Genomic DNA, 23,391 nt, shown 5'->3' on the forward strand with positions numbered 1-23,391 from the left:
AATGCTACGAGCTAATGAAAGCAAAGCCCTAGTTTCTTCATGCAGTGAGTTATAGAATACATTCAATTTTTTCATATTCTGATGCATACTGCTTTTTGTTGGCAAAGCAGTATGCATTGGAAAACTGACATCTCTGGCACTAAGTAATAATAATTAATTCATCCTTTTCTTCCAATACAAAGGAAGAGTTGGGATTTAGATAACTAGTTCCCCCTCTTTTCACTCCTAACAATAACTTCCCATTTGCTAATAAATAATGATTTAATGTCAAATAATCCACTAATTCTTCATTAATATTTTTTAGAGGAATAAATTGAAGTTTTTTATCTTTTAGTTGATTTAAAAGCTCTAGAAATGCAATCATCGTGTCTTGTGAATTTAAGCTATTATGCATAACGAAACTTGTTAGACTATTTGTTTCAATAATTTCATCTGCTCCAGCTCTTTTAGCATTCTGTACTTGTTCTGTAGTAAGTATTTCAACAATACATGGTAAATTTGCATTCAGCCCTTTTATCGCGAGTAAGGTTAAAATCGAATGCATATCTGCTTGCAGTTCTTCTTTGTTTTGGTCTGCAGTTATTATAACCTTATGAGCAGTCAGTATATTAGCCTTTAGTAAAACATAATCTAAATTAGAATTTCCTTTTACAAAATGTATTTTTTCAGGTACTGGATTAGTAGCTAAGGACTCGTCGATTAATGTAACAGGAATATTTTCTCGATCTTTAATAATGGAATGAATCATTAGCTTTGACCGCTCATTCCAACCAATGATAATCAAATGATTTTGTCCTCTATAGGTTGATTTTCCTTCTAAATAGGCATTTTGTTTAGCTACAGCTGCAGTAGCCAATGTCACTAAATAGGTAGAAAGGAACCCTACGCCTGTTAATATTAATGCAATGCCCGTTAATCTTCCAAGAATCGTTATAGGAGCATAGTCACCATAGCCAACTGTGGAGGTTGTTATAATTGCCCACCAAATTCCTTCAAATAAAGTGGGAAATGTTTCTGGCTCAATCCAGGTGATAAAGAACCCAAATAGGATAATAATAGTTAAAGAAATCGTTAATACACGTATACTCAACGGCAATCTTAAAAATCTTGAGAGCATGGAATTAGGCAAAGTAGACACCTCTTAAAGTTGTTATCCTTTGCATTATTGACCAATAAAAAAGCTTTCATAATCATATGAAAGCTTTTTTATCCAGTATTCTTAAAGTGCTATATGATAAAAATTAGCAATTGTTTGTTGTTCTTCTCTCAGAATTTCATAATTATTCAAGTTAGACAGCATTCCTTTGATAATAGGAATCCTTGGCTTATCGGCATCAATTTCTGTCATTAACACTTCCATTGTTACTTCGATCTCTTGTTTAGTTGAAAGGTGCTCGACTTTACTTAGAATCGAGTTAACAGCATTGATAATTTGCTGGTGGCTATCTTCTAGAAAGTTTATCTTAGGTTTCTTTATAATATATTTTATAAAATCATTAGATATTAGTGGTGGCTCGTTATTTGCATCCATATCCGATATAATAGAATCTAATCTTTTCAAAAGATAATTGGAAATATCTTTTGTTGAAACATTGCTTGATTCTAGAATTACAATTTTTAAAAAAGAATGGACAAGGCCTTCCTGAATTATTAGAAGGTCTAGAAGGTATTTTTTCTTCTCTTCACCATAAATAGCATGGAGACCTTTGAGATGATAATTTTGCATTTCTGATTGCATGCGTAATAATAAATCTTTAATAGAGCTATTTAATGGGATTGCCTGTTCTTTTGACTGCATGATGATAAATTCTTTATGCTTTAAGGCGTGGCTAAACATAAAAGTAAGCTGATCCATGTATTTTTCTCTAGCAGGGATTGATTTTAGGCTGATTTCTTCAAAAATATTAATTAGTTCATCATAATAATATTGCAAAATTTTATAAAGAAGAGATTCCTTTGATTTAAAATATAAATAAAAGGCGCCTTTTGATATCCCACAATCACTTGCAATTTCTTGTACAGATGTTGAAGAAAATCCCTTTTGTGCAAAAAATTTTATTGCTGAATCAATAATTATTTTTTCTTTTTCTTTCACGTATTTTCCTCCTACGCTTATAGGAAATAATTAAATGACTAGTTGGTCAAATTGTCCCGAATTCATGACTAAGTAGTCAAATTATATAGTATATAACAAAAGAAAGCAAATGAATAGGATTTTCTAAGTCATGCTTGTATGAATATAAAGGAGCTTTTTACATTGTACGAATGAAGGATTTGCTATATGATAATAGTTATCACTAGGCTGACGAGTGGAAACGTCGAGTAATCCAATTGGTTAAATTAATTATTTATATGCTATTTACTTGACGCTCTATCCTTATGATTATAAACTTACTTACATATAGTAAGTATCATGAGGCTTACTGATTTTCACGTCCAATACGGATGATTAGTGGAAGAAAATTCTACATGATATATTTATATTGCTAATACAAAATAAAGAATACAACAGACAATAAAGGAGATTTTCGGATGGATCAAAATATTATCGATCTTCTTCAAAATAAAATGGAAATAATCGCATTTAATGAAGAGCAGAATTTAAGTTTAGTTGGACCAGTAAAACTGCCAGTACAACTGGGCGACCAAGTAGAAGTTTTTCAATGGTATACATGGTTACCAATCAATAAAAACCAAACGAAAGAAGAAGTCTTACGTTCATTACCGAATTTAAGCTTAGCTGAATATCAGCAATCATCTGTTTTAGTATATGGTGACTTCGCTAATGATGAAAATGCTTTAATACGTATGCATAGTATTTGTCATACTGGTGATATTTTTGGAAGTAAGAGATGTGATTGTGGATATCAATTAAAAGAATCAATGCGCATGATAGTGGAGAATGGGAATGGTGCCCTTTTCTATTTGGCAAATCATGAAGGCAGGGGGATTGGTTTATTTACAAAATCTCTCGCTTATATTTTACAAGAAAATGGGTTAGATACCGTTGAGGCAAATCTTGCACTTGATTTTCCAGATGATATGAGAAGTTATGAAGCACCGATAAAAGTACTTCAAGCTCTTCGACAAAAACCAGTGAAGTTAATTACAAATAACCCCAAAAAATTAGAGGCTCTAAAGAAACTTGGGCTTACAGCAGAGGAAAATGTTCCGTTATGGGGGGATGTTTCACCCTTTAATGAGAATTATTTAAAGACGAAAGTAAATAAATCTGGTCATATTCCTTTGAAAAATACAGTTACCATTTAAGGAGCATAGGTATGAAGCATGATCAAGAGTATATGAAGTTAGCATTGGAGCTTGCAGAATCTGCATTAGGTAAGACAAATCCCAATCCAGTAGTAGGTGCTGTGATTGTAAAGGATGGGGTAATTGTCGGCACAGGTCTTCATCGTAAAGCTGGGGAACCACATGCTGAGGTTCACGCTTTTAATATGGCAGGAGACCATGCAATGGATGCAACACTATATGTAACCTTGGAGCCTTGCTCGCATTATGGAAAAACACCTCCATGTGCATTGCTGGTTAAAAATTCAGGGGTAAAGAGAGTGGTTGTTGCAACAGAAGATCCTAATCCTCAAGTTGCTGGTCGAGGTATTAGCATCATAAGAGAAGCAGGAATTGAAGTGGAAGTTGGGATTTTAAAAAAAGAGGCACAGCAATTAAATGAGCGTTTTATTCATAATATGATACACGAAATGCCCTTTGTTATTTCAAAAGTTGCCATGACCTTGGATGGTAAAATTGCCACACATACTGGACATAGTCAATGGATTACTGGAGAAACAGCAAGAAAAGAAGTGCATCTTTTAAGAAACAAAGTAGATGGTATATTAATTGGTGTTGGGACAGTATTAGCAGATAATCCAAAATTGACAACCCGATTAGATGGACCTTCAAAGAACCCGATTCGAATTATCTTGGACACGAATTTACGAACACCCTTAAATGCTAATATAACAGATTGTAAAGAGGCACAAACGATCATTGTTACGGCTGCAAATATTGATTCAGAGAAAGCAATGGCATTGAAAGGAAAGGGAGTTGATTTGCTAGCTGTCTCTTCTATTAATGGAAAATTAGATTTAAAAAATGCATTACAACAATTATACAAAATCGGAATAACGGATATCCTTCTTGAAGGTGGAAGTGAAGTAAATGCAAGCTTTATGCGCGAGGGACTAATTCAAAAGTATTTAGTATATATTGCTCCTAAAATAGCAGGGGGGGCTAATTCCTATACGCCATTTAGAGGGGAAGATATCGAAAAAGTCGATGAGGCGGTTCCATTACGTTTTGAAAAGACGGAATGGATAGGAGAAGATATTAAAATAACTGCTTATCCGATAAGGAATGCATAGAATCTATGTGGAGGAAATAAATGAAGTTCGGATTTGATATAGATGATACGCTGATCAATTTAAGACAGCATGCCTTTAATATTTATAATAAAAAGCTTAAAAAGAATATTCCATTAGCAAGCTTTCATGCATTGAAAACGGTAGAAATTCACGAACCATTTGGATTGAATGCTATCGAAGGAAAGCAACTATGGGATTCACTTCGAGAAGAAATATATTTTACAGATTGTTCGCCTTTTCCTGGAGCTGTTGAAGCTTTAAATGAACTTGTTCATAATGGCCATCAAGTTTATTATATTACAGCGCGAAATAAACAATTTGCAACAAAAACAAAGGAGTGGATGAAGGAGATAGGTTTTCCTGTTGTGGATCATCACTTTTATTGCGGAATGGAAGATCATGAGAAAATAACGATTATTCAAAATCTCAAATTAGATTATTATTTTGACGATAAGCCAGCTGTTCTGGAAACGCTCATAGATCATTCTACACAGCTTTATGTGAAAGACCATCTTTATAATGAGCATCTTGAATGGAATCGAATAAAGGATTGGAAAGAGCTAAAGCAATTATATTAGTTTCTTACTCCAAAAATAAATGAGGCTGGGGTATAAGCATCTCAACTAATAATAAACACGAACTATAATGTGATTAATGTTATTTAGTTTTGTCCCAGCCCCATTTATTCTTATTTTATCGGAGTCTTATAGCTTCATTCCGATTCTGCTTTTATATCGTTTGATAAGGATTTGGCAGTCTACACTTGCAACGCCTTTTGTTGCATAAAGCTTATTTGTTAAAAATGTCTCCATCTCTTGGTTATCGTAAAATATGCCGTGCATATGTAATTTACTTGGACCAGTCATATGATATAGGCTGGTGACAGCAGGATCCTCTGCCAGTGTTCTTGCAACTTCCTCTAAATAGGATGGTTCCACATCTACATTAAAAAAAGCTGACACTGTTTTCCCAACTTTAGCAGGATTAATGACCGTTGTGAATTGCTCAATAATTCCTTTTTCAAAAAGCGTATTCACTCTTGTTTGAACAGCTACTCGTGAAATACCGATTTCTTTGCCGATATCAGTATAAGAAATGCGGCTGTTCTCGTGTAGTAGCGACAATATCTGTCTATCTATTTTATCTAGCTTGATATTAGGCACATAAAAATTTTTATCCATAAAAAAATCCTCCAACAAAAGATTCATCTACTTTCCAAATCTAAGTTTAGCTCAAGTGAGGAACAACAAGCCCTCCATAAAGAAAGGCAAGAACAATAACTATTGCTGGGTGTACTTTCCATTTTTGTAACAATAAAAAAGCGATTAATGCAATCGCTGCAGATTGAATGATCCCGATGGAATGGTAGGAATCTTGAAACATCTCAAACGTCAATACAAGCATTAAAGCAGTAATAACTGGTTGTACAAGCAGGGTCATCCCTTTTACAATCATTGAGTCCTTATGTTTCCTCATTAGTTTTAATAAAAAGATAAGCCCTATAGCAGAAGGTAGAATCGTTGCTATTAACGCAACAGCAAATCCTCCCCATCCACCTACTCCATAGCCTACATAGGCAGCGATCTTTGTAGCAACTGGTCCTGGTAACGCATTAGCAAAAGCCAACATATTGGAGAATTCGGTGTTAGATAGCCAATTGTATCGATTAACTATTTCTTCATACATTAAGGGGATAGAAGCTGGGCCACCACCATATCCTAATAAATTAGCTACTAGGAAACTGAGAAAAATACTCACAAAAATCATATTTACATTCCTCTTTCTTTTTTATGTAAGAATTTCTGTTTTAATTTAAAATGGAAGGCTCCATAGGTTAGAAAAATGAGTACGACAATACCAGGGTGTATCGAAAATGTTTGTAATAAGAGGAGACAGACAATTGTTAAGCCGATACCAACATAGATTCCTAGTCCTTTCACTGCTTTTTCTCCAAATTCATATGCCATTAAGCCAAGCATTACCGAAATTACAGGTACAACTGCCGAGACCATACTTGTTATTATTGGCGAATGACTAAGAATAGATATAAATGAAAATAAGAATACCATAGCTAAACAAGTCGGCAAGATGTGAGCGAAGACGCTAACAATTGCTCCAACGGTCCCTTTTTGACGATAGCCTAAATAGGCGGCAATTTTCGTTGCAATTGGTCCAGGAAGAGTGTTCGCAATGGCTAACACATCCCCAAACTCCTCATTATCCATCCACTTATACTTAGTCACCGCTTCGTGACGAAATAATGGGATTACGGAAGGGCCTCCACCAAATCCAAAAATACCTGAACGTAGCATCGCTAGAATTAAATCTTTATACATATAATTATTTCTCCTTTCTTTACAATTGAAACGACAGAGGGGAATCATCATTACGATACGTAATTATAATATCACTTATTTCGATAATATGTTTAAATAATATGTAAAAACAATACTAATGGGAAGTAAAGTTGCAGTAGTATGTGCGTTGAAAAATAAATCAACATATAATAAAATGATAAAAATATATTTAAAATTAGAGTTATCTTTCTCTAGCTTTCGTAAATAACCATTCATTATACCATTCCTATGCACGATGAATTAAATATTAGTATAGTTGGTGTTGATTTTATTGCAGAATGATCTGTTTACAAGAAACAATTTATACGAAAGTAGCCTTCCTTAAGTAGGTTTGTTGTAGCACTTTGTAAAATGTGAATATTCGGAATTAACGAGGAGGGATTTGTTCTTGAGAGATAAATTGGAAAAAAGAATTAGAGTTTCTGCGAAAAAAGAACTTGCTGATTTAGTAATTACCAATGCAAAAATTGTCAATGTTTTTACTGGTGAAATAATGACAGGAGACGTTGCGATCGCGGATGATACAATCGCTGGAATTGGTAGTTATAAAGGCAAAAGTATGGTTGATGCGAAAGGAAAGTATTTAATTCCTGGTCTTATTGATGGTCATGTACATATTGAAAGTAGTATGCTCACACCTCAGGAATTTGCGAAAATACTATTGTTGCATGGTGTAACCACAGTAATAACGGATCCACATGAAATTGCAAATGTTGCAGGTGCAGATGGCATTCAGTATATGTTAGATAAATCCGAAAATCTTCCATTGGATATTCGTGTGATGCTGCCATCTTGTGTACCTGCTGTTCCAGAAGATTCCAATGGTGCAACCTTATATGCAAAAGATTTAGAGGCTTTTTATTCCCACGAAAGAGTATTGGGATTGGCAGAAGTAATGGATTTTCCATCTGTATATGAGACGAACTTGAATATGATTGATAAGTTGGTGCTGACCAAAAAAAATAATCGCTTAATCGATGGTCACGCGGCAGGTATTGAAAGAGAAAAATTAAATGTTTATAGTGCTGCAGAAATCAGGAATGATCATGAAGCGACAACGTTACAAGAAGCAAAAGATCGTTTAGATTTAGGAATGTATCTAATGATAAGAGAGGGTACTGTTGCCAAAGATTTGAAAGCTTTATTGCCTGCTGTAACAACGAGAAATTCACGAAGATGTTTATTGGTAACAGACGATAAATTAGTAGATGATTTAATAGAAGAAGGTAGTGTAGATCATAGTGTGCGCATAGCGATAGAGCAAGGGCTAGACCCTATTATTGCCATTCAAATGGTGACAATTAATGCGGCTGAATGTTTTCGTTTAGAATCAATTGGAGCAGTATCTCCAGGCTATCAAGCTGATTTTCTGCTTGTCGATAATCTTGAAGAATTAACCATTCACAGTGTATTTAAAAAGGGTGAATGTGTGGTAGAAGATGGGAAACTACTAGAAGAGAAGCTAATTGAACATTCCTATTTGGCTACTAATTTACCGCCGATAAATTGTGCAAAAGTAACCTTAGATGATTTAAAACTTCCCTTAGCATCTGATTTATGTCATATTATCGAAATTATTCCGAATAGTATTGTTACAAATGAAGTAATTGAAAAAGTAGAAGTGGAGAATGGGAATTTTAAATCTTCTTTGAAGAAAGATCAACTGAAACTAGTTGTTGCTGAGCGACATCGCGAAACTGGAAATGTGGGAAAAGCAATAGTAAAAGGATTTGGATTTAAAAATGGTGCAATCGCCACAACTATTTCTCATGATTCCCATAATATCGTAGCAGTTGGAACAAGTGATGAAGACATATTGTTGGCAATTAATGAGTTGCAAAATATAAATGGGGGAATAGTGGTAGTATCTGAAGGATTAGTAGTTGCCACGCTCCCGTTACCGATTGCTGGGTTGATTTCAGATCAAGATTATTTAACCCTGTATGAACAGCTAAAGTCATTAAATCAAAAAGTAAAAATTCTGCAAGGAAATGATACGTTTAATCCTTTTCTAACCTTATCTTTTCTATCATTAACTGTAATTCCTACCTTAAAGCTTACAGACAAAGGATTATTTGACTTTCATTCTTTTACTTATAAAGATGTAGCAGTTACTAAATAATAGATTTTTTTCTTTTTTAATCTTTTGTTCGTTATTTGTTCATAATTATTCGATATTCTATAAATAGGTTAAGAGTTTCCCCTCTTAAAATATATTTGACCCGAAAGAGATTTCGGGTTTTTTCTTTTTTAGCCCATGATTATCTTGATAATGTAGAGTTCTATATTGAATAATGGAAATTGAATGTTTAAAGTCGCCAAAAAAAGTGAATACTTTTATAAGAGTATACAAATTAATCCATATAGACATATAATTTATCATTAATTTAGTAATAATGAAAGCGTTTTCTGATATAATGAATGTATAGATCATCTACTTACTAATGAGGAGTGGATAATGATGGAAGAACAAGCAAATTTTTTTAATGGGCTAAAATGGGGAGTAATTATTAGTATACCTTTGTGGATTTCGTTTTTTGGCTGGATAAAGCTAATTATTAATATGGCATAGAGAATTCTTTAAAAGATTAAAATAATGACATAAAAAAAGTGCATGCCCAAGAATATTACTTAGTCATGCACTTTTTTTAGTTACTCTGACGTACTTACATTTGTGGAAGTGGGGGATCAATTCCAAGCACTTTTTCACCGTCAACTGTTAACCAAATATAGTAATGATCAATTTCTTTACCTATAATCTTTTCAATTTTTGCAATTAATTTTTCTTGAACATCAAAAGACAGATTTGCAGTTTGTTCACCTAATGGCACATTTTTAAGACCAAGACTATCTGCAATTTGTCTTGCTTGATCATAAGATACCTCAATGTATTTGTCATACTCTGGTAAGTAAGCAGCTTCTGCTGGCTTTACTTGAAATGACACTATTAATACTACTGCTAATAAACTCCATACTAATTTTTTCATAAGTTCTCTCCCTTTTCATAATTTAATATTTCTTCTTTTAGTGCTATAAAAGTATCGACCACTAAGGGGTGATACATAGTACCCCGGTTATTTAGAATATCTTCAAATGCTTCTTCTTTTGATTTTCCTTTTTTATAGACTCTATCTGTTGTCATAGCATCGAATGAATCAACTACTGAGATAATTGCAGCTTCTATAGATATTTCATCTTCTTTAAGGGCTTTTGGATATCCTTTCCCATCGTATCTCTCGTGATGTTGTTCAACTATTAATCCAACTTCACATAAAACAGGTATTTTTGTTTCTTCCAATAAGTCCCTACCGAATGTAGTATGTTTTTTCATAACTTCAAACTCTGATTCTGTTAATTTACTTGGTTTTAATAGAATTTCAAGCGGAACTTTAACTTTTCCTAGATCATGAAAAAATGAAGCGAGGTTTAATCGAGTTATTTGCTTTCTATTTAAATTTAAAGCTTCTCCTACTAACAGAGAATATTTTTTAATTCTTTCACAATGATCAACTGTATAGCCATCTTTTTCTTCAATAGCAATTGCAAGATCCATTAAATCTTTTGAACATTTACTATAATAATGGAATACTGGTTGACTTGTTACGTAAATAAATTCAGTAATTTCATCTGAATGGAATATACTATATTTTTTTATAGGATTTTCAAAAAAAGATTGTCCAGCATTTAATTCGATAACTTCATCATCGGTGTGGTAATGCATTTTTCCTTTAAGGATATAAAAGTATTCAAAGCCATCCCACCCCTCTTCAGGAGTCATTGCCCAACTAGATCCAGGCATCATCTTATGATATATAATTTCTGTTCCATCGCCAGCAGCTATTAGTGAAAGTTGTAAGCCTCTAATATTTACTGTTTCTATAAATTCTCCCGTATTAATAATGGCCACAATTTACTCCCTCTCTTTATACAATAAAAATAGATTAGTATAATCTATATAATTTCAATTATAGTTATTTTAAATCATTAATAATTTAATTTTAATAGGTATTATTGATTATATTATACTATATTCTTAAAAGGGAGGATATTATCGAAATATGTAAAACTTAACAAAAATATTGTATCAAAAGTTGGATGGAAATAATAGCTCTAATTGTAAATACTGTTAATTAAGAAAAAATTACTAGATAATAGAATGATAGACAAGTAACTCCCAATCATTATAAATATTGGTAATCAAAATCAAACCTTTGAATAACGTCTGCTGATATTGTATGATAGAAAGTAACTATTAATAGGTAAAAAGGGACTAACCGTTGCAAAGTGTCACTTTTTGCAACGGTTAGTCCCTTAATCGCTATAGTTTTTAATTTTTTTTGTTCCTTTTTGGTGGAATATCTACCGGGATATTTAACATAAGTTAAATTAGATAATGGATATGTCGGTATCCATTAATCATTGTCGTTACGAGAATTTCCGCCTTTTCGGCCAATTTCTTGGTAGAATTCTTTATCGTGGTTATCAGAAGTTGCCTGTCCACCTTTTTTACCGATTTCTTGGTAAAATTCCTTGTCGTGGTTGTCAGAGGTAGCTTCTCCACCTTTTTGTCCAATTTCTTGGTAAAAATCCTTATCGTGATTTTTAGAAGTAGCTTCTCCGCCTTTTCTTCCTGCTTCTTCTCTGCTCATTTTGTTGTTGTCTGCCATTTCTATCACTCCCATAAAAGATTTTTAATTAACGTTACATAGGTTATATAGCCGATTCTGAAGAGTATAAACGTAAACATATTGTTTTTAAGTATAGTAAATATTGGTAAAGGGGGAATTAAGGTATGATGATTTCAAGAGAAAGATTTATGAAAGTAGTTAGTTTTGCTGAGGAATTAGGATGTAAAGTTGTATATGATTCAACGAAAAAAATAAGTTTTAATACGAAAATGTATATTACCATTCCTTATCATTTTTCTTTAGAAAACACTTATGCACTAGCACATGAAATTGGTCATGTTATTGATTTTGTGAATGGAGAATTAAATCATGATAAATGGTTACATGACTGGTCATATCGTGTAAATGCGGAGATGAGTGCATGGGTCCACGCATATAAATTATTGGAGAACCTCGACATTCCATTACATAATTGGCAAACACATGTTAATGCGAAGCTAGCTAATTATTTTATTCTTCCAGAAGTAATATAAGGGATGCAAGCTAGCTCCTAAAGCGTTTATAATAATAGGCAGTGATTCATTTGTTAAAAATGGATTACTGCCTATTTTGATAAGTAAATAAAAAATATAGATATTAAGGATAAGTTAAGACGTTGCTATTAAAATAGAAAGAAGGTAAGTTTTAGATACAGACTGGGATAAAAGGTAAGGAGAACATTAAATGAAAATATTAATCGTAGAAGATAACAAACTGTTACTCGATTCTTTAAAAACAATTCTGGAAACAGAATACACCGTAGATATTGCAGATAACGGCGAAGATGGTATGTTCTTTGCAGGGCAGAATATATATGACCTGATTATCTTGGATGTGATGCTTCCACATGTGAATGGTTTTGATATTGTTAAACATATTAGAAAAGAGAAAATTAAAACACCAGTATTATTTTTAACTGCGAAGGATTCACTTGAAGATAGAGTAAAAGGCTTGGAATTTGGAGGAGATGATTATCTCGTTAAGCCATTTCAAACACCGGAACTTCAAGCAAGAATTAAAGCATTGTTAAGAAGAAGTGGAGCTCTTGATTTAGATGAGGGCATCAAGTATAAGGGAATCATACTAACAGGGAAAGAAAATGATATTTTAGTAAACGATAATCCAATCAAGTTAACCATAAAGCAGTATGAATTATTGGAATATCTTATTCAAAATAATGGAAAAATAGTAACGAAGGAACAAATTTTTGATCGGATTTGGGGGTTTGATTCAGATACAACGATTGCCATTGTGGAAGTCTTTATTCATCAGATTCGAAAGAAATTAGAACCATTTGATTATCATAAAGATATTCAAACTGTCCGAGGTGTCGGTTATATTTTGAAGGATTACTAAGGGGTAAAGTATATACATGTTTCGTAAAACAAGAATTAATCTAACCATTTTAAATTCGATTGTCTTTATTCTGCTAATGGCTATTATAGGTTATACCATATATCTATTTACGGAAAAGCAAACCTATCGTGAGGTCAATATGTCTCTTTATAATGGTATTGAAGATCTGAAGCGAATGGGTGAAAGAGATGGACGTGGTCCTATTCCAATGGTAGGTCCTAAATTAATGCTTATCCAGTGGAATAGTACCGGAGAAATTGAAGGAATCTCGGAAAACTCAATTATAGATTATACGGAGGAAGAGAAATATTTAAAACCGAATTCCATCAATATTTTAGAAAAGAAAACGTCGTCAGAAGGATTACAGTTTCAAACTATTTCTACTAATATAGAGATTAATGGAGAAACAAAGACAATTCAAATAATCAGGAATATTGATTCTGAGGAGAGTATGTTAGAACAGCTAATAATCATCATGACTGTTGGCATAAGTATTGGTAGCATATTTGCTGTAATTGCTGGTTATTTTTTGGCAGGGAGAGCTTTAATCCCTATCCAGCGATCATGGGAGGCCCAGCAACAATTTGTGTCTGATGCTTCACATGAATTAAGGACACCTTTAGCTGTTATCCAGTCACGTGCAGATGTGCTTTTTCAAAAACCGGAAGCAACTATTCAGGAAAGAGCATTGGATATCTCTGTTATTTCAAAAGAAACAAGAAGATTGAGTAAACTTGTAACAAATTTACTCACTTTGGCTCGATCGGATTCAAATCAAGTAGAAATAGTGAAAACGCAATTTGCTTTAGAGGAAGTAATCCATGATGTTGTTAATCAATATGCAGATATCGCTGATTTTCAAGGAAAAAAAATTTATGCCACTGTAAAAAACAAGATTTCGTTTATTGGTGATAAGGAACGAATACATCAATTGCTTGTTATTCTTGTGGATAATAGTATGAAGTATACGATGGAAGGTGGAGAGATTCAACTACTTGCGATGGAAAAGGCTAATTCGGTTATAATTCAAGTAAAGGATACGGGGATTGGTATTCCTAAAGAAGAAACTTCGAAAATCTTTAACCGTTTTTATCAAGTAGAACAATCAAGAACGAATCGAGAAGGGACAGGTTTAGGTCTTTCCATTGCAAAATGGATTGTTGAAAAACATGATGGTACGATAAAGGTAGATAGTACATTAGAAGTTGGGACGACGTTTGAAATTAATTTTCCTAAATAAAACTGGCTTGTTTCAAAGCATCTTTGGAACAAGCCAGTTTTTATGTTGCGTTATTATTTTCATTCTTTCATATCTTTAGAAAGAAAGCCCTGTTGTTTGATCATTTTTGCGTTACTAGGGTAATAGGGTTTGTCGTAGAAATTAGCAATTCGATTTGTCCATCCTACTGGTGCTTCTCCTCTATCTTTTAAATATTCTTTATAAGTAGCATTATATTCTTCAATAATAGCTTGTTGCTTTTTATTGTATTTTTCTTCATGAAGAACACTTTGTAATGGTAATCTAGGTTTTAGGCCTGGATCACCATCTGGATAACCGACGCAAAGTCCTGCGATGGGAATGACATAGGTAGGAAGCTCTAAAAATTCAATTACCTCTAAAGCGTTTCGACGAATACCGCCTATTGGAACAGTGCCTAAGCCAAGTGATTCAGCAGCCGTAATGGCATTTTGCATGGCAAGCCCCACATCAGTAGCACCAATTAAAATGGTGTCCACATCTTCAATTGCTTTAAATTCCTTTCCCTCCATTTCACTTGCTAATTTAGCTCGGTAGAAATCGGCACAAAAAACAAGGAAGGCAGGAGCATTTTCTACATGTTTTTGATTCCCGCATAACGCTGCTAATTTTTTCTTTCTCTCTACATCACGAACAAGGATAGCTGTAACATGCTGTCCATTTGTCCAAGAAGGAGCACTTTGAGCTGTTTCCATGATCAATTGTAGTGTTTCTAAAGTCACTTCCTTATCTTGATACGTACGATAAGAACGATGATTTTTTAAAAGTTGTATAGTTTCATTCATTTCTTGATACTCCTTTTGCAATATTTTCTTCCTATTTTAGCATAGGATAAAGAAGGAATCTCTTCTAGACAACTCTATGATAATAAAAGAGAAAAGGGTGAAGCCAAATTACCTATTATACGAAGAGACTGGGAAATAAGCATTTCAACCAACAACAAACACAAATTTTTATGCAAATAATTCGCATAAAAATTTGTGTTTGTTGTTTTAAAAAAAGGTTTAAGAAACGAAGTGTATGGAGCGAAGGACGCTCGACTCCGGCGGGAAATAGAGGCGCTTTAGACCCCGCAGCGTATGCGAGTAGACTCAGCTTCCTCCCCGGCGCATCAGCGTCTGTAGCGCAATGGAACGACTTAGTTTTTACACTTGACTATATATAAAAACATGGATACCATCATGAGAAAGTAGCTATTATTTAATAGCTGAATTAGAGATTGTTCATCTTTAAAGATTAGTTATTTAGTTTTGTCCCAGCCTCATTTCCTATAAAAGAGACTCTGCACCATCAATATAAATTTCTGTGCCTGTAATATGGTTAGATAAATCAGAGCTTAAAAAATATACTAAATCGGCCACTTGCTGTGCACTGCCTGATTCATTGGATAGTGGTTGATTCCCTTCAGGATATTCAACAGGTATCGTTATTTCTGTTAAGTGTTTCTCATCTTTAAATGTATTTTTTTCAATATTTGTATCTATTGCGCCAGGGCAAATCATATTTACTCGAATTTTAAATTGTGCTAATTCAAGTGCAGCCATTTTTCCGAATGCGACTTGGCCAGCTTTTGAGGTACTGTAAGCAGACATTCCAAAGTTCTTAAAAATACGATTTCCATTTATACTACTTGTAATAATAATACTTCCGCCATTTGTTTTCATATAAGGAATACTATATTTAACCGTTAAAAAGGTGCTTTTCAGATTTGTGTCTATCGTGTTATCCCATTCGGATGGTGTAAGATCTTCGATGGATGAAACGGCGCCATTAATACCAGCATTAATAAAAACGGTATCTAATTTATCCCATTTCTTAACCGTTTCATCAATAGCTCGTTGAATAGAAGTAGGATCAGCCACATTTGCTTCGATGGATATAGCTTCTTGCCCTTTATCATTAATGGAATTTTTCACTTCTTCTAAATCGTCAGCATTTAAGTCAACTAAAGCTACTTTCATCCCTTTATTTGCAAGTGAGAGTGCTGCTGCTTTTCCAATGCCTGAAGCTGCTCCCGTAATAAGTGCTACTTTATTTTTGAGGTCTGTCATTTTTGTATCCTCCTTGATAAATATCAATTACGATATTGTTTAGTATGATAGCGATAAGATACTAATATCCATTTTTTCCAAAGTAGAAACTTTTTTACTGCCAGTAGTAGAAAAAAGTGGATGGCAATCCTATATTTTCGAATTAATGCAACAAATTAGGTAATATGGATATAAAGGAGATGATTTTGATGAAGGCAATGGTAATAGAAAAATTTGGGGAGTCATCAGTATTTAAATTAAAGGAAATAGATACAAAAAGACTATTTCCTGGCCAAGTACGAATAAAAGTAAAGGCAACAAGTGTGAATCCCATTGATATTAAAGTTCGAATTGGTGCTGTACCAGGCGTTTCTCCATCCTTTCCAGCAGTATTGCATGGGGATGTTGCTGGGGTCATTGAGGAAGTAGGAGAGGGAGTAGAGTCCTTTCAAGTAGGGGACGAAGTATATGGATGTGCAGGTGGCTTCAAGGGGCTAGATGGAGCATTGGTAGAGTATATGATTGCTGATTCATCCGTTTTAGCACATAAACCACAAAATATTACTATGGAAGAAGCTGCAGCACTCCCTCTTGTTGGAATTACGGCATGGGAGTCATTATTTACAAAAGGTGATTTAAAAAAAGGAGATACTATCCTTATCCATGGTGGTGCAGGAGGCGTTGGCCATATTGCAATCCAGTTAGCTAAGTGGATGGGAGCAACTGTTTTTACAACTGCTTCATCCATTGAAAAACAAACAGTCGCAAAAGAATTAGGAGCTGATTATATCATTCCTTATCGAGAAGTGTCTGTAAAAGAGTATGTTGAAAAGTACACAGATGGGAAAGGATTTTCATTAGTTTTTGATACAGTAGGTGGTGATAATCTCGATCGTTCTTTTGAGGCAGCTTCCTTAAATGGTACAGTATTAACTATCGCTGCCAGGTCTACACATGATTTGACTCCTTTACATTCGAAATCACTTTCCCTACATGTTATCTTTATGCTTCTGAAACTCCTTGATGAGGAGAAGCGTTTTGAACATGGAGATATCCTGCGAAATATCACTAAAGTGATAGAAGAAAATCGTTTAAAGCCACTACTTGATAAAAAGACCTTTTCTTTCGAGGAAGTAGGAGAAGCACATGAATATTTAGAGTCGGGGAAGGCAGTAGGAAAAGTAGTTCTTGTAAATAAATGGTAGTGTGTATTGAGGGGTAGCTTCGTATAAAAAACCAGATAGACATCCAAAATACAAACGAAGCATATAGGAAGGAGGAATAAAGGTGAGCTTTCAAAAGCCAAACCCCGATAATCGTTCTGATAATGTAGAAAAATTGCAGGACATGGTACAAAACACAATGGATAATATTAATAAAGCGGAAGAAACAATGGTTAATGCAAGTCCAGACGAGAAAGAAATGATTCAACAGAAAAATAAACGAAGAGAAGCTGCTGTAGAATCCTTCAAAGAAGAGATACAAGATGAAGCATCAAATAGAGAAAATGGCTATCAGTAAGTAAAACAATATGTTTTGTTAAAAGCAGGCTACACAAGGTTCTGACGATAAAAGCAAAGTGTTAGAAAAATTCTTGTTAATAAATGGGGATTGCTAATCATTAGCTTTGTTAGTTAGAAATACTTTGATGTAGCCATTTTTATTTGTATTTGTGGCAATTTGTACATTTTCGTTTATTTTACTGATGTAAATCGATTTTCATAGTAAAATACAAATGTAAGGAATATTATTTAGGAGAACATGAAGATGAAATCGGTTATTACTGGGATGGGGATAATAGGAGCGGGTTTTTCCAATATAAAAGAGTATACCACTGTACTTAAAAATAATAAAAGTATGTTAAAGCAGGAAGAATATGAAGGGAAATACATATATACTGGTAGGGTGCATGAAGAACAATTAATTAAGTTAAGTAGAAAGCAAGAAAAAATGTCTAAACCTGTACGTATGCTTCTACAAGCATGTAACGAAGCAATAGAGCAATCAAAAATTAATGTTAGGGATTATCGAACAGCAGTAATCGTTGGTTCTTCAGCAGGGGGCTTAGCAGATATTAGTAAAGCTGCTATTTCTTCAGAAAAAGGAAAAAGGCTTTCTCCTTATACAATTGGAAACATGAATGCTAATTCTTTATCCTCAAGCATTAGTGCTTATTTGGAAATAAACGGTTTATCATTATCGTTGGCAAATAGTTGTACATCGGGTATAGATGCTTTAAATTTAGCGAGAATATTAATTGAATCCAATCAAATAGATGTTTTTATAGTTGGTGCTAGTGATGAGTCTGTTTGTGACACTGTTATAAAAGGGTTTCTACCCCAGCGTGTTTTACAATCTGAAGAACATCCTCAACCCCTATTTGGACCATTTTCAGGAGGAAAAGGATTTTCAATCTCAGAAGGTGCTGGCGTGTTAATTGTGGAAAATGAACAAATTGCCATACAAAGAAATGCCTCTATATTAGGGAAAGTAGATGCTACTTGTGTAACACAGGATGCCGTTTCGCCCTATCAATCAGATTCAACAGGTTTGCTCATGCAAAAGGCAGTTGCTGAATGTCTTCAAGAGAATATGCCAACGTATATAAATAGTCAAGCTTTAGGTATATTGGAAAATGACCATATTGAAATAGGAGTTTATCAACGTTTTTTTGAAACGAATCAGATTCCGATTACATCTATTAAAGGAACAGTTGGCCATGCAATGGGAGCTTCTCCACTCTTTCAAATAATTGCATCATTAATAAGCATAAGTAATCGGTTTATACCAGCAACTATTAGCGCAGAAATAGATGCATATTATTGGAATTACCCAATAAATACAATGTTATTAGAACAAGAGATTGATCGGGTTTTAATAACAGCACACGGTTACGGAGGTAATAATGGGTGCGCTATGATAGCGAAAGGAGGAGCATAGTGTGGAAGCTATATTATTATTGATGGTTTCGTTAGTTCCACTCATTATTTCTGTGACGATAATTTTTTATTCACAGTCTCAGTTAACAAAGGCCTTATCGCTATTTTTATGTATGTTAGCTTTCTGGCAAATGGATATTGCTGTATTATATGCAGTAGATTTTTTGAAGCAGGAAACAATTGAACTTTTATTTAAAATATTTAGACTTGGAACTATCTGCATAATGCCAGTCATGTATTATTTTTCTTATTATTTAGTAAGCGAAAATAAAGAATTTAAACGATTTAGATTTGTGTTTAATAAGCCGTTTTTATACGTAATAATCATCTACAGTTTATTTGCATATTTTATTAATTTTACCAGCCTTGGCATTAAAGATTTTGTAGTAATAGAGGGTAATTGGCTTTCCTCCGAATATGTTCTTCCGATTTATGGGGAATGGAATATACTATTTATAATTAATATTGTCTTATTATATTTAAATACGATTATTTTATTGATCATTTCTTTTAAAATTAGAGATCCAATCTATAAAAGTTTTTATATAAAGTTTGTGATTGCTGTATTAATTATCTATATAAATGGTGTTTTTAGTGGTTATATTTTTATACCGCTGTTTTTTTCTAGTTTTAACTCATTAATTGCAGCAGTTATTTTATTCTTAAGTTTTTTCCGGATGCAATCAACACATATGAATATTATGAATATGGAGCTGTCGAGGCAAAGTGAATTATTAGAAGCGATTATGGATATAAACCCTAATTATCTATTAGTTAAGAATGGGAAAGATCAGATAGTCAAAATGAATCCTTCTTTCTTACATCTACTTTCATTAGAAAACAAGGTTTGGTTAGGTCAACCATTTTCTTATATTACAGATCGCATTAACATGGAAACAGAGAAACCTTATCGCTTTGTAGACAGTAGAGGGAAAAACTACTTTCTGATTTGGGGAAAAAAAGAACTTATACATAGTACTGGGGAAGAATATCATATTTATTTTGGTAATGACATTACGGATCAAAAGCATAATGAACAACTGATGATCTCTTCTGAGAAATTAAAAGTGGTAGGCGAGATGGCAGCAAGTGTCGCGCATGAAATCCGAAATCCTTTGACGACCATCAGAGGTTTTATTCAGCTACTCAAGGAGAAGAATGATGCTTCTGGTTATGAAACGATTTTAATTGAAGAAATTGATCGAATTAATGAAGTCTTAAAGGAATTGCTTATACTAAGTAAGCCAGAGGCGAAAGAAAATGAAAATAATATTCTGCCATTAACGAAAGTCTTTATGGAATTGAAAAATATTAAAGTTTTATTTCAAGCCCTGGCTAATGAACAAAATAAAGAGATTATTGTAGAAACTAGGAAGGATCAAGAATTAATAGCATCAATTGATAATTCCCAGTTTAAACAAGTAATGCTGAATATATTGAAAAATAGTATGGAGGCGATTTCGCCACAAACAGGTAAAGTAAAAGTTATTCTTGATCAGAAAAAGGATAATTGTCGAATTAGAATAATTGATAATGGTGATGGAATAAGTAAAGAAAGGCTAGCAAGAATAGGAGAACCTTACTATACAAGTAAAGAAAAAGGAACTGGTATAGGTTTAACAATTTGTTTAAAACTTCTTAAACAAAATAATGGAGATATGGTAGTGAAGAGTAAAGAGGGATGGGGTACAGTCGTAACCATTATGTTACCGTGTCATCATTAAACGATTATCCAGGGAAGGCAAGAAGTGAAAATGGGTTTTTTCTTTAATATTGTTTCTTTTCAAATTATTGATTACAAGATGGAATGATGCTTCAGACTGCAGTATTTCAAAACTCGTTAGCTTTACTAGAAGAATAAATAGCATAAAAAAGAGGATATTTGAAGGGGAAAGCCCCTTTAAATATCCTCTTTTACAATTATTTAAGATAATCGATTACTATAATCTTCAAAGACAAATTGGCGAACAACTTTTATTCCTTCTTCTTCATTATAGGAAGCTATAGAAGGTAAATTAACACCGTTAAACATATGGTTTTTTACCATAGTGTAGTGAGCCATGTCGCAGAAGACAATTTTATCGCCAGGCTTTAATGGCTTTTTGAAAGAATAATCGCCAATGACATCTCCAGCTAAACACGTCATTCCGCCGAGTCTATAGGTATATTCATTTTCACCAGGCGTTCCAGCATCAATAATATTCGGTCGATATGGCATTTCAAGCACATCTGGCATATGACATGTTGCTGATGTATCAAGAATAGCAATATCCATTCCATTATGAACAATATCAAGGACAGTGGATACTAAGTAACCTGTATTCAAAGCAATAGCTTCACCTGGTTCTAAATAAACATCTACATTATATTTTTCTTTTATAAATAATATAGATTCTACTAAGGTTTCAATATCATAATCTGGTCGTGTAATATGATGTCCTCCGCCAAAGTTGATCCATTTCATTTTCTTTATATGTTCACCGAACTTCTCATCAACTACTTTTATCGTACGCTTTAAAGTGTCAGAATTTTGTTCACACATTGTATGAAAATGAAGCCCGTCTATTCCATCTAATTCTTCTGGATTAAAGTTATCCATAGTTATGCCAAAGCGAGAGTAAGGAGCACAAGGATTATAAAGCTGTGTTTCTATCTCTGAGTATTCAGGATTAATTCGAAGACCTACATCAATTTTCTTTCCAGCGTTTTGAACCTTATCTTTAAATCGATTCCATTGGCTGTGTGAATTAAAAACGATATGGTCTGTATATTGAAGTAATTCATCGAACTCACTCTCAGCATATGCAGGTGCATACGCATGCACTTCTTTGCCCATTTTTTCATACCCAAGTCTAGCTTCAAATAATGAACTTGATGTTACCCCTGCTAAGTATTTTCCTACTAGAGGAAATACAGAGTGCATGGAAAAACCTTTTAATGCAAGCAGAATTTTTGCACCTGTTCGCTCTTGTACAGACTGTAAAATTTCTAAATTTCTCGTTAAAAGACGCTCGTCCACTACATAACTTGGGGATGGAGCTTGTGTAAAGTCAATCTTTTTCATTTCATTCCTCTCAATCTATAAGAGTTGGAGAGAAGTTCTCCTGCCATGGTAATCCATATTTATTTAATGCATCCATGAATGGATCTGGATCAAATTCCTCAACATTGTATACTCCTGGGCGCTTCCATTGGCCTTTCATAATCAGCATTGCCCCAATCATTGCTGGAACACCAGTAGTATAAGAAATTGCTTGAGATCCTACTTCACGATAACACTCTTGGTGATCGCAAATATTATATACATAATAAGTTTTTGGCTTTCCATCTTTTGTACCTTGAATGATACAGCCGATATTTGTTTTCCCTTTTGTTCTAGGTCCAAGAGAAGCTGGATCTGGAAGGATTTCTTTTAAGAACTGAAGCGGGATAATTTCTTTACCTTCATAATTAATTGGTTCAATAGATGTCATTCCAACATTTTCAAGAACCTTTAAGTGGTTTAGATAATTATCAGAGAAAGTCATCCAGAAACGGATTCTCTTAAGTCCCTTAATGTTTACAGCTAATGATTCTAATTCTTCATGATATAAAAGATAAATGTTTTTTGGACCAATTTGATCTAAATCATATTCTCTTTTTTCAGAAAGAGGTGGTGTCTCAACCCACTTGCCTTTTTCCCAATATCTTCCGTTCGCTGTGATTTCGCGAATGTTGATTTCTGGATTAAAGTTGGTAGCGAATGGATAGCCGTGATCTCCACCATTCGCATCGACAATATCAATATAATTAATCTCATCGAAATGATGCTTTTGTGCATAAGCAGTGAAAACACCTGTTACCCCTGGATCAAATCCACTTCCAAGTAAGGCAGTTAGACCAGCTTCTTCAAACTTTTGTTTATATTCCCATTGCCATTTATATTCAAATTTAGCTGTTTCAGGTGGTTCATAGTTTGCAGTATCTAAGTAATGTACACCAGTAGCAAGACAAGCATCCATTATAGTCAAGTCTTGATATGGTAATGCAACATTGATTACTATTTCTGGATTAAAGCTATTGATTAACTCAATCACTTCTTGTGTATTATCAGCATCGACTTGAGCAACTGAAACCTTTGTTTTGCCACCGTCAATTTTATCTTTAATTGCTTCACACTTAGAAAGTGTTCTGCTTGCAATACAAATTTCTTCGAATACATCCGGTACTTGACAGCATTTATGTGCAACAACACTAGCTACTCCACCAGCACCAATAATTAATGCTTTTCCCAACATGAATTACCTCCTTTAATACTACCTAAAAAAATTCAATAAGGCTGATTATACATAATGTGCGTAAAATAATCTATATAATCCAGTAAAATATAAAAAAATTTTAATGAAATTTAATTGATAGGAAA

The 23,391-nt window shown here is 33.7% G+C and carries 23 protein-coding genes; 11 read left to right on the plus strand and 12 right to left on the minus strand.

Annotation, left to right across the window (positions count from 1 at the left end; genetic code table 11):
* Nucleotides 1-139: 139 nt before the first annotated feature.
* Entirely contained in the window at nt 140-1,138 is a 999-nt protein-coding gene (locus ACWNMZ_RS09500; protein ID WP_331280225.1) for a potassium channel family protein, read from the minus strand.
* An 81-nt stretch (nt 1,139-1,219) separates the two neighbouring features.
* A complete protein-coding gene (locus ACWNMZ_RS09505; RefSeq protein ID WP_031536954.1) occupies nt 1,220-2,095 on the minus strand; it encodes a TetR/AcrR family transcriptional regulator in 876 nt (291 codons plus the stop codon).
* A gap of 437 nt (nt 2,096-2,532) precedes the next feature.
* Here ACWNMZ_RS09505 and ACWNMZ_RS09510 point away from each other — a divergent pair, with 437 nt between their 5' ends.
* From ACWNMZ_RS09510 to ACWNMZ_RS09520, 3 genes are read left to right on the plus strand one after another with little or no spacing between them, the layout of a single operon-like run.
* Entirely contained in the window at nt 2,533-3,270 is a 738-nt protein-coding gene (locus ACWNMZ_RS09510; protein ID WP_031536955.1) for a GTP cyclohydrolase II, read from the plus strand.
* An 11-nt stretch (nt 3,271-3,281) separates the two neighbouring features.
* Nucleotides 3,282-4,382: a bifunctional diaminohydroxyphosphoribosylaminopyrimidine deaminase/5-amino-6-(5-phosphoribosylamino)uracil reductase RibD gene (ribD, locus tag ACWNMZ_RS09515; protein WP_031536956.1), complete on the plus strand. Its 1,101-nt coding sequence runs from the start codon at nt 3,282-3,284 to the stop codon at nt 4,380-4,382.
* A gap of 20 nt (nt 4,383-4,402) precedes the next feature.
* Nucleotides 4,403-4,960 (plus strand): 5' nucleotidase, NT5C type, encoded by a 558-nt coding sequence (locus ACWNMZ_RS09520; protein WP_031536957.1) that lies wholly within the window; start codon nt 4,403-4,405, stop codon nt 4,958-4,960.
* Nucleotides 4,961-5,086: 126 nt separating this feature from the next.
* Here ACWNMZ_RS09520 and ACWNMZ_RS09525 read toward each other — a convergent pair whose 3' ends face one another.
* From ACWNMZ_RS09525 to ACWNMZ_RS09535, 3 genes are read right to left on the minus strand one after another with little or no spacing between them, the layout of a single operon-like run.
* On the minus strand, nt 5,087-5,563 hold the full coding sequence (locus tag ACWNMZ_RS09525) for an Lrp/AsnC family transcriptional regulator (protein WP_031536958.1): 477 nt from the start codon (nt 5,561-5,563) through the stop codon (nt 5,087-5,089).
* A 46-nt stretch (nt 5,564-5,609) separates the two neighbouring features.
* Complete coding sequence (locus ACWNMZ_RS09530; protein WP_031536959.1) at nt 5,610-6,149, minus strand: chromate transporter; 540 nt, start codon at nt 6,147-6,149, stop codon at nt 5,610-5,612.
* Between the two features lie 2 nt (nt 6,150-6,151).
* Complete coding sequence (locus ACWNMZ_RS09535) at nt 6,152-6,718, minus strand: chromate transporter (protein WP_031536960.1); 567 nt, start codon at nt 6,716-6,718, stop codon at nt 6,152-6,154.
* Nucleotides 6,719-7,127: 409 nt separating this feature from the next.
* Between ACWNMZ_RS09535 and ade the strand changes: the two genes are divergently transcribed.
* Nucleotides 7,128-8,861, plus strand: a complete 1,734-nt coding sequence (ade, locus tag ACWNMZ_RS09540) for an adenine deaminase (protein WP_031536961.1) — start codon at nt 7,128-7,130, stop codon at nt 8,859-8,861.
* Between the two features lie 544 nt (nt 8,862-9,405).
* Here the strand turns inward: ade and ACWNMZ_RS09545 are convergent.
* The 3 genes from ACWNMZ_RS09545 to ACWNMZ_RS09555 form a co-directional block, all read right to left on the minus strand.
* Nucleotides 9,406-9,726, minus strand: a complete 321-nt coding sequence (locus ACWNMZ_RS09545; RefSeq protein WP_031536962.1) for a hypothetical protein — start codon at nt 9,724-9,726, stop codon at nt 9,406-9,408.
* The gene (locus ACWNMZ_RS09550) at nt 9,723-10,646 is read right to left on the minus strand and encodes an HD domain-containing phosphohydrolase (RefSeq protein ID WP_031536963.1); all 924 of its coding nucleotides are present in this window, start codon (nt 10,644-10,646) and stop codon (nt 9,723-9,725) included. The genes ACWNMZ_RS09545 and ACWNMZ_RS09550 overlap by 4 nt, the downstream gene beginning before the upstream one ends.
* A gap of 505 nt (nt 10,647-11,151) precedes the next feature.
* Nucleotides 11,152-11,406 carry a con-10 family general stress protein gene (locus tag ACWNMZ_RS09555; protein ID WP_031536964.1) on the minus strand — a complete coding sequence of 85 codons (255 nt, stop codon included), beginning with the start codon at nt 11,404-11,406 and terminating at the stop codon, nt 11,152-11,154.
* 125 nt (nt 11,407-11,531) lie between these two features.
* Here ACWNMZ_RS09555 and ACWNMZ_RS09560 point away from each other — a divergent pair, with 125 nt between their 5' ends.
* The 3 genes from ACWNMZ_RS09560 (at nt 11,532) to ACWNMZ_RS09570 (ending at nt 14,002) form a co-directional block, all read left to right on the plus strand.
* Complete coding sequence (locus ACWNMZ_RS09560) at nt 11,532-11,900, plus strand: hypothetical protein (protein WP_235251704.1); 369 nt, start codon at nt 11,532-11,534, stop codon at nt 11,898-11,900.
* Nucleotides 11,901-12,090: 190 nt separating this feature from the next.
* A complete protein-coding gene (locus ACWNMZ_RS09565; RefSeq protein WP_031536966.1) occupies nt 12,091-12,762 on the plus strand; it encodes a response regulator transcription factor in 672 nt (223 codons plus the stop codon).
* Between the two features lie 16 nt (nt 12,763-12,778).
* On the plus strand, nt 12,779-14,002 hold the full coding sequence (locus ACWNMZ_RS09570) for a sensor histidine kinase (protein WP_031536967.1): 1,224 nt from the start codon (nt 12,779-12,781) through the stop codon (nt 14,000-14,002).
* Nucleotides 14,003-14,061: 59 nt separating this feature from the next.
* Here ACWNMZ_RS09570 and ACWNMZ_RS09575 read toward each other — a convergent pair whose 3' ends face one another.
* Together ACWNMZ_RS09575 and ACWNMZ_RS09580 are read right to left on the minus strand one after the other, a co-directional pair.
* Nucleotides 14,062-14,805 carry an NADPH-dependent oxidoreductase gene (locus ACWNMZ_RS09575; protein WP_031536968.1) on the minus strand — a complete coding sequence of 248 codons (744 nt, stop codon included), beginning with the start codon at nt 14,803-14,805 and terminating at the stop codon, nt 14,062-14,064.
* A gap of 483 nt (nt 14,806-15,288) precedes the next feature.
* On the minus strand, nt 15,289-16,071 hold the full coding sequence (locus tag ACWNMZ_RS09580) for an SDR family oxidoreductase (protein WP_031536969.1): 783 nt from the start codon (nt 16,069-16,071) through the stop codon (nt 15,289-15,291).
* 188 nt (nt 16,072-16,259) lie between these two features.
* Here ACWNMZ_RS09580 and ACWNMZ_RS09585 point away from each other — a divergent pair, with 188 nt between their 5' ends.
* The 4 genes from ACWNMZ_RS09585 to ACWNMZ_RS09600 all read left to right on the plus strand — a co-directional run bounded on the left by ACWNMZ_RS09585 (nt 16,260) and on the right by ACWNMZ_RS09600 (nt 20,713).
* Nucleotides 16,260-17,255 (plus strand): zinc-dependent alcohol dehydrogenase family protein, encoded by a 996-nt coding sequence (locus tag ACWNMZ_RS09585; protein ID WP_031536970.1) that lies wholly within the window; start codon nt 16,260-16,262, stop codon nt 17,253-17,255.
* 76 nt (nt 17,256-17,331) lie between these two features.
* Entirely contained in the window at nt 17,332-17,571 is a 240-nt protein-coding gene (gene tlp, locus ACWNMZ_RS09590) for a small acid-soluble spore protein Tlp (RefSeq protein WP_192840957.1), read from the plus strand.
* A gap of 246 nt (nt 17,572-17,817) precedes the next feature.
* On the plus strand, nt 17,818-18,990 hold the full coding sequence (locus ACWNMZ_RS09595) for a beta-ketoacyl synthase N-terminal-like domain-containing protein (RefSeq protein ID WP_449598604.1): 1,173 nt from the start codon (nt 17,818-17,820) through the stop codon (nt 18,988-18,990).
* 1 nt (nt 18,991) lies between these two features.
* Nucleotides 18,992-20,713 carry an ATP-binding protein gene (locus ACWNMZ_RS09600; protein WP_449598605.1) on the plus strand — a complete coding sequence of 574 codons (1,722 nt, stop codon included), beginning with the start codon at nt 18,992-18,994 and terminating at the stop codon, nt 20,711-20,713.
* A 200-nt stretch (nt 20,714-20,913) separates the two neighbouring features.
* On the opposite strand, the gene nspC is transcribed toward ACWNMZ_RS09600, so the two are convergent.
* Nucleotides 20,914-22,053: a carboxynorspermidine decarboxylase gene (gene nspC / locus ACWNMZ_RS09605; RefSeq protein WP_031536975.1), complete on the minus strand. Its 1,140-nt coding sequence runs from the start codon at nt 22,051-22,053 to the stop codon at nt 20,914-20,916.
* 10 nt (nt 22,054-22,063) lie between these two features.
* Complete coding sequence (locus ACWNMZ_RS09610; protein WP_031536976.1) at nt 22,064-23,263, minus strand: saccharopine dehydrogenase family protein; 1,200 nt, start codon at nt 23,261-23,263, stop codon at nt 22,064-22,066.
* Between the last annotated feature and the right edge of the window lie 128 nt (nt 23,264-23,391).

This window comes from Niallia sp. Marseille-Q9988, assembly GCF_976954375.1.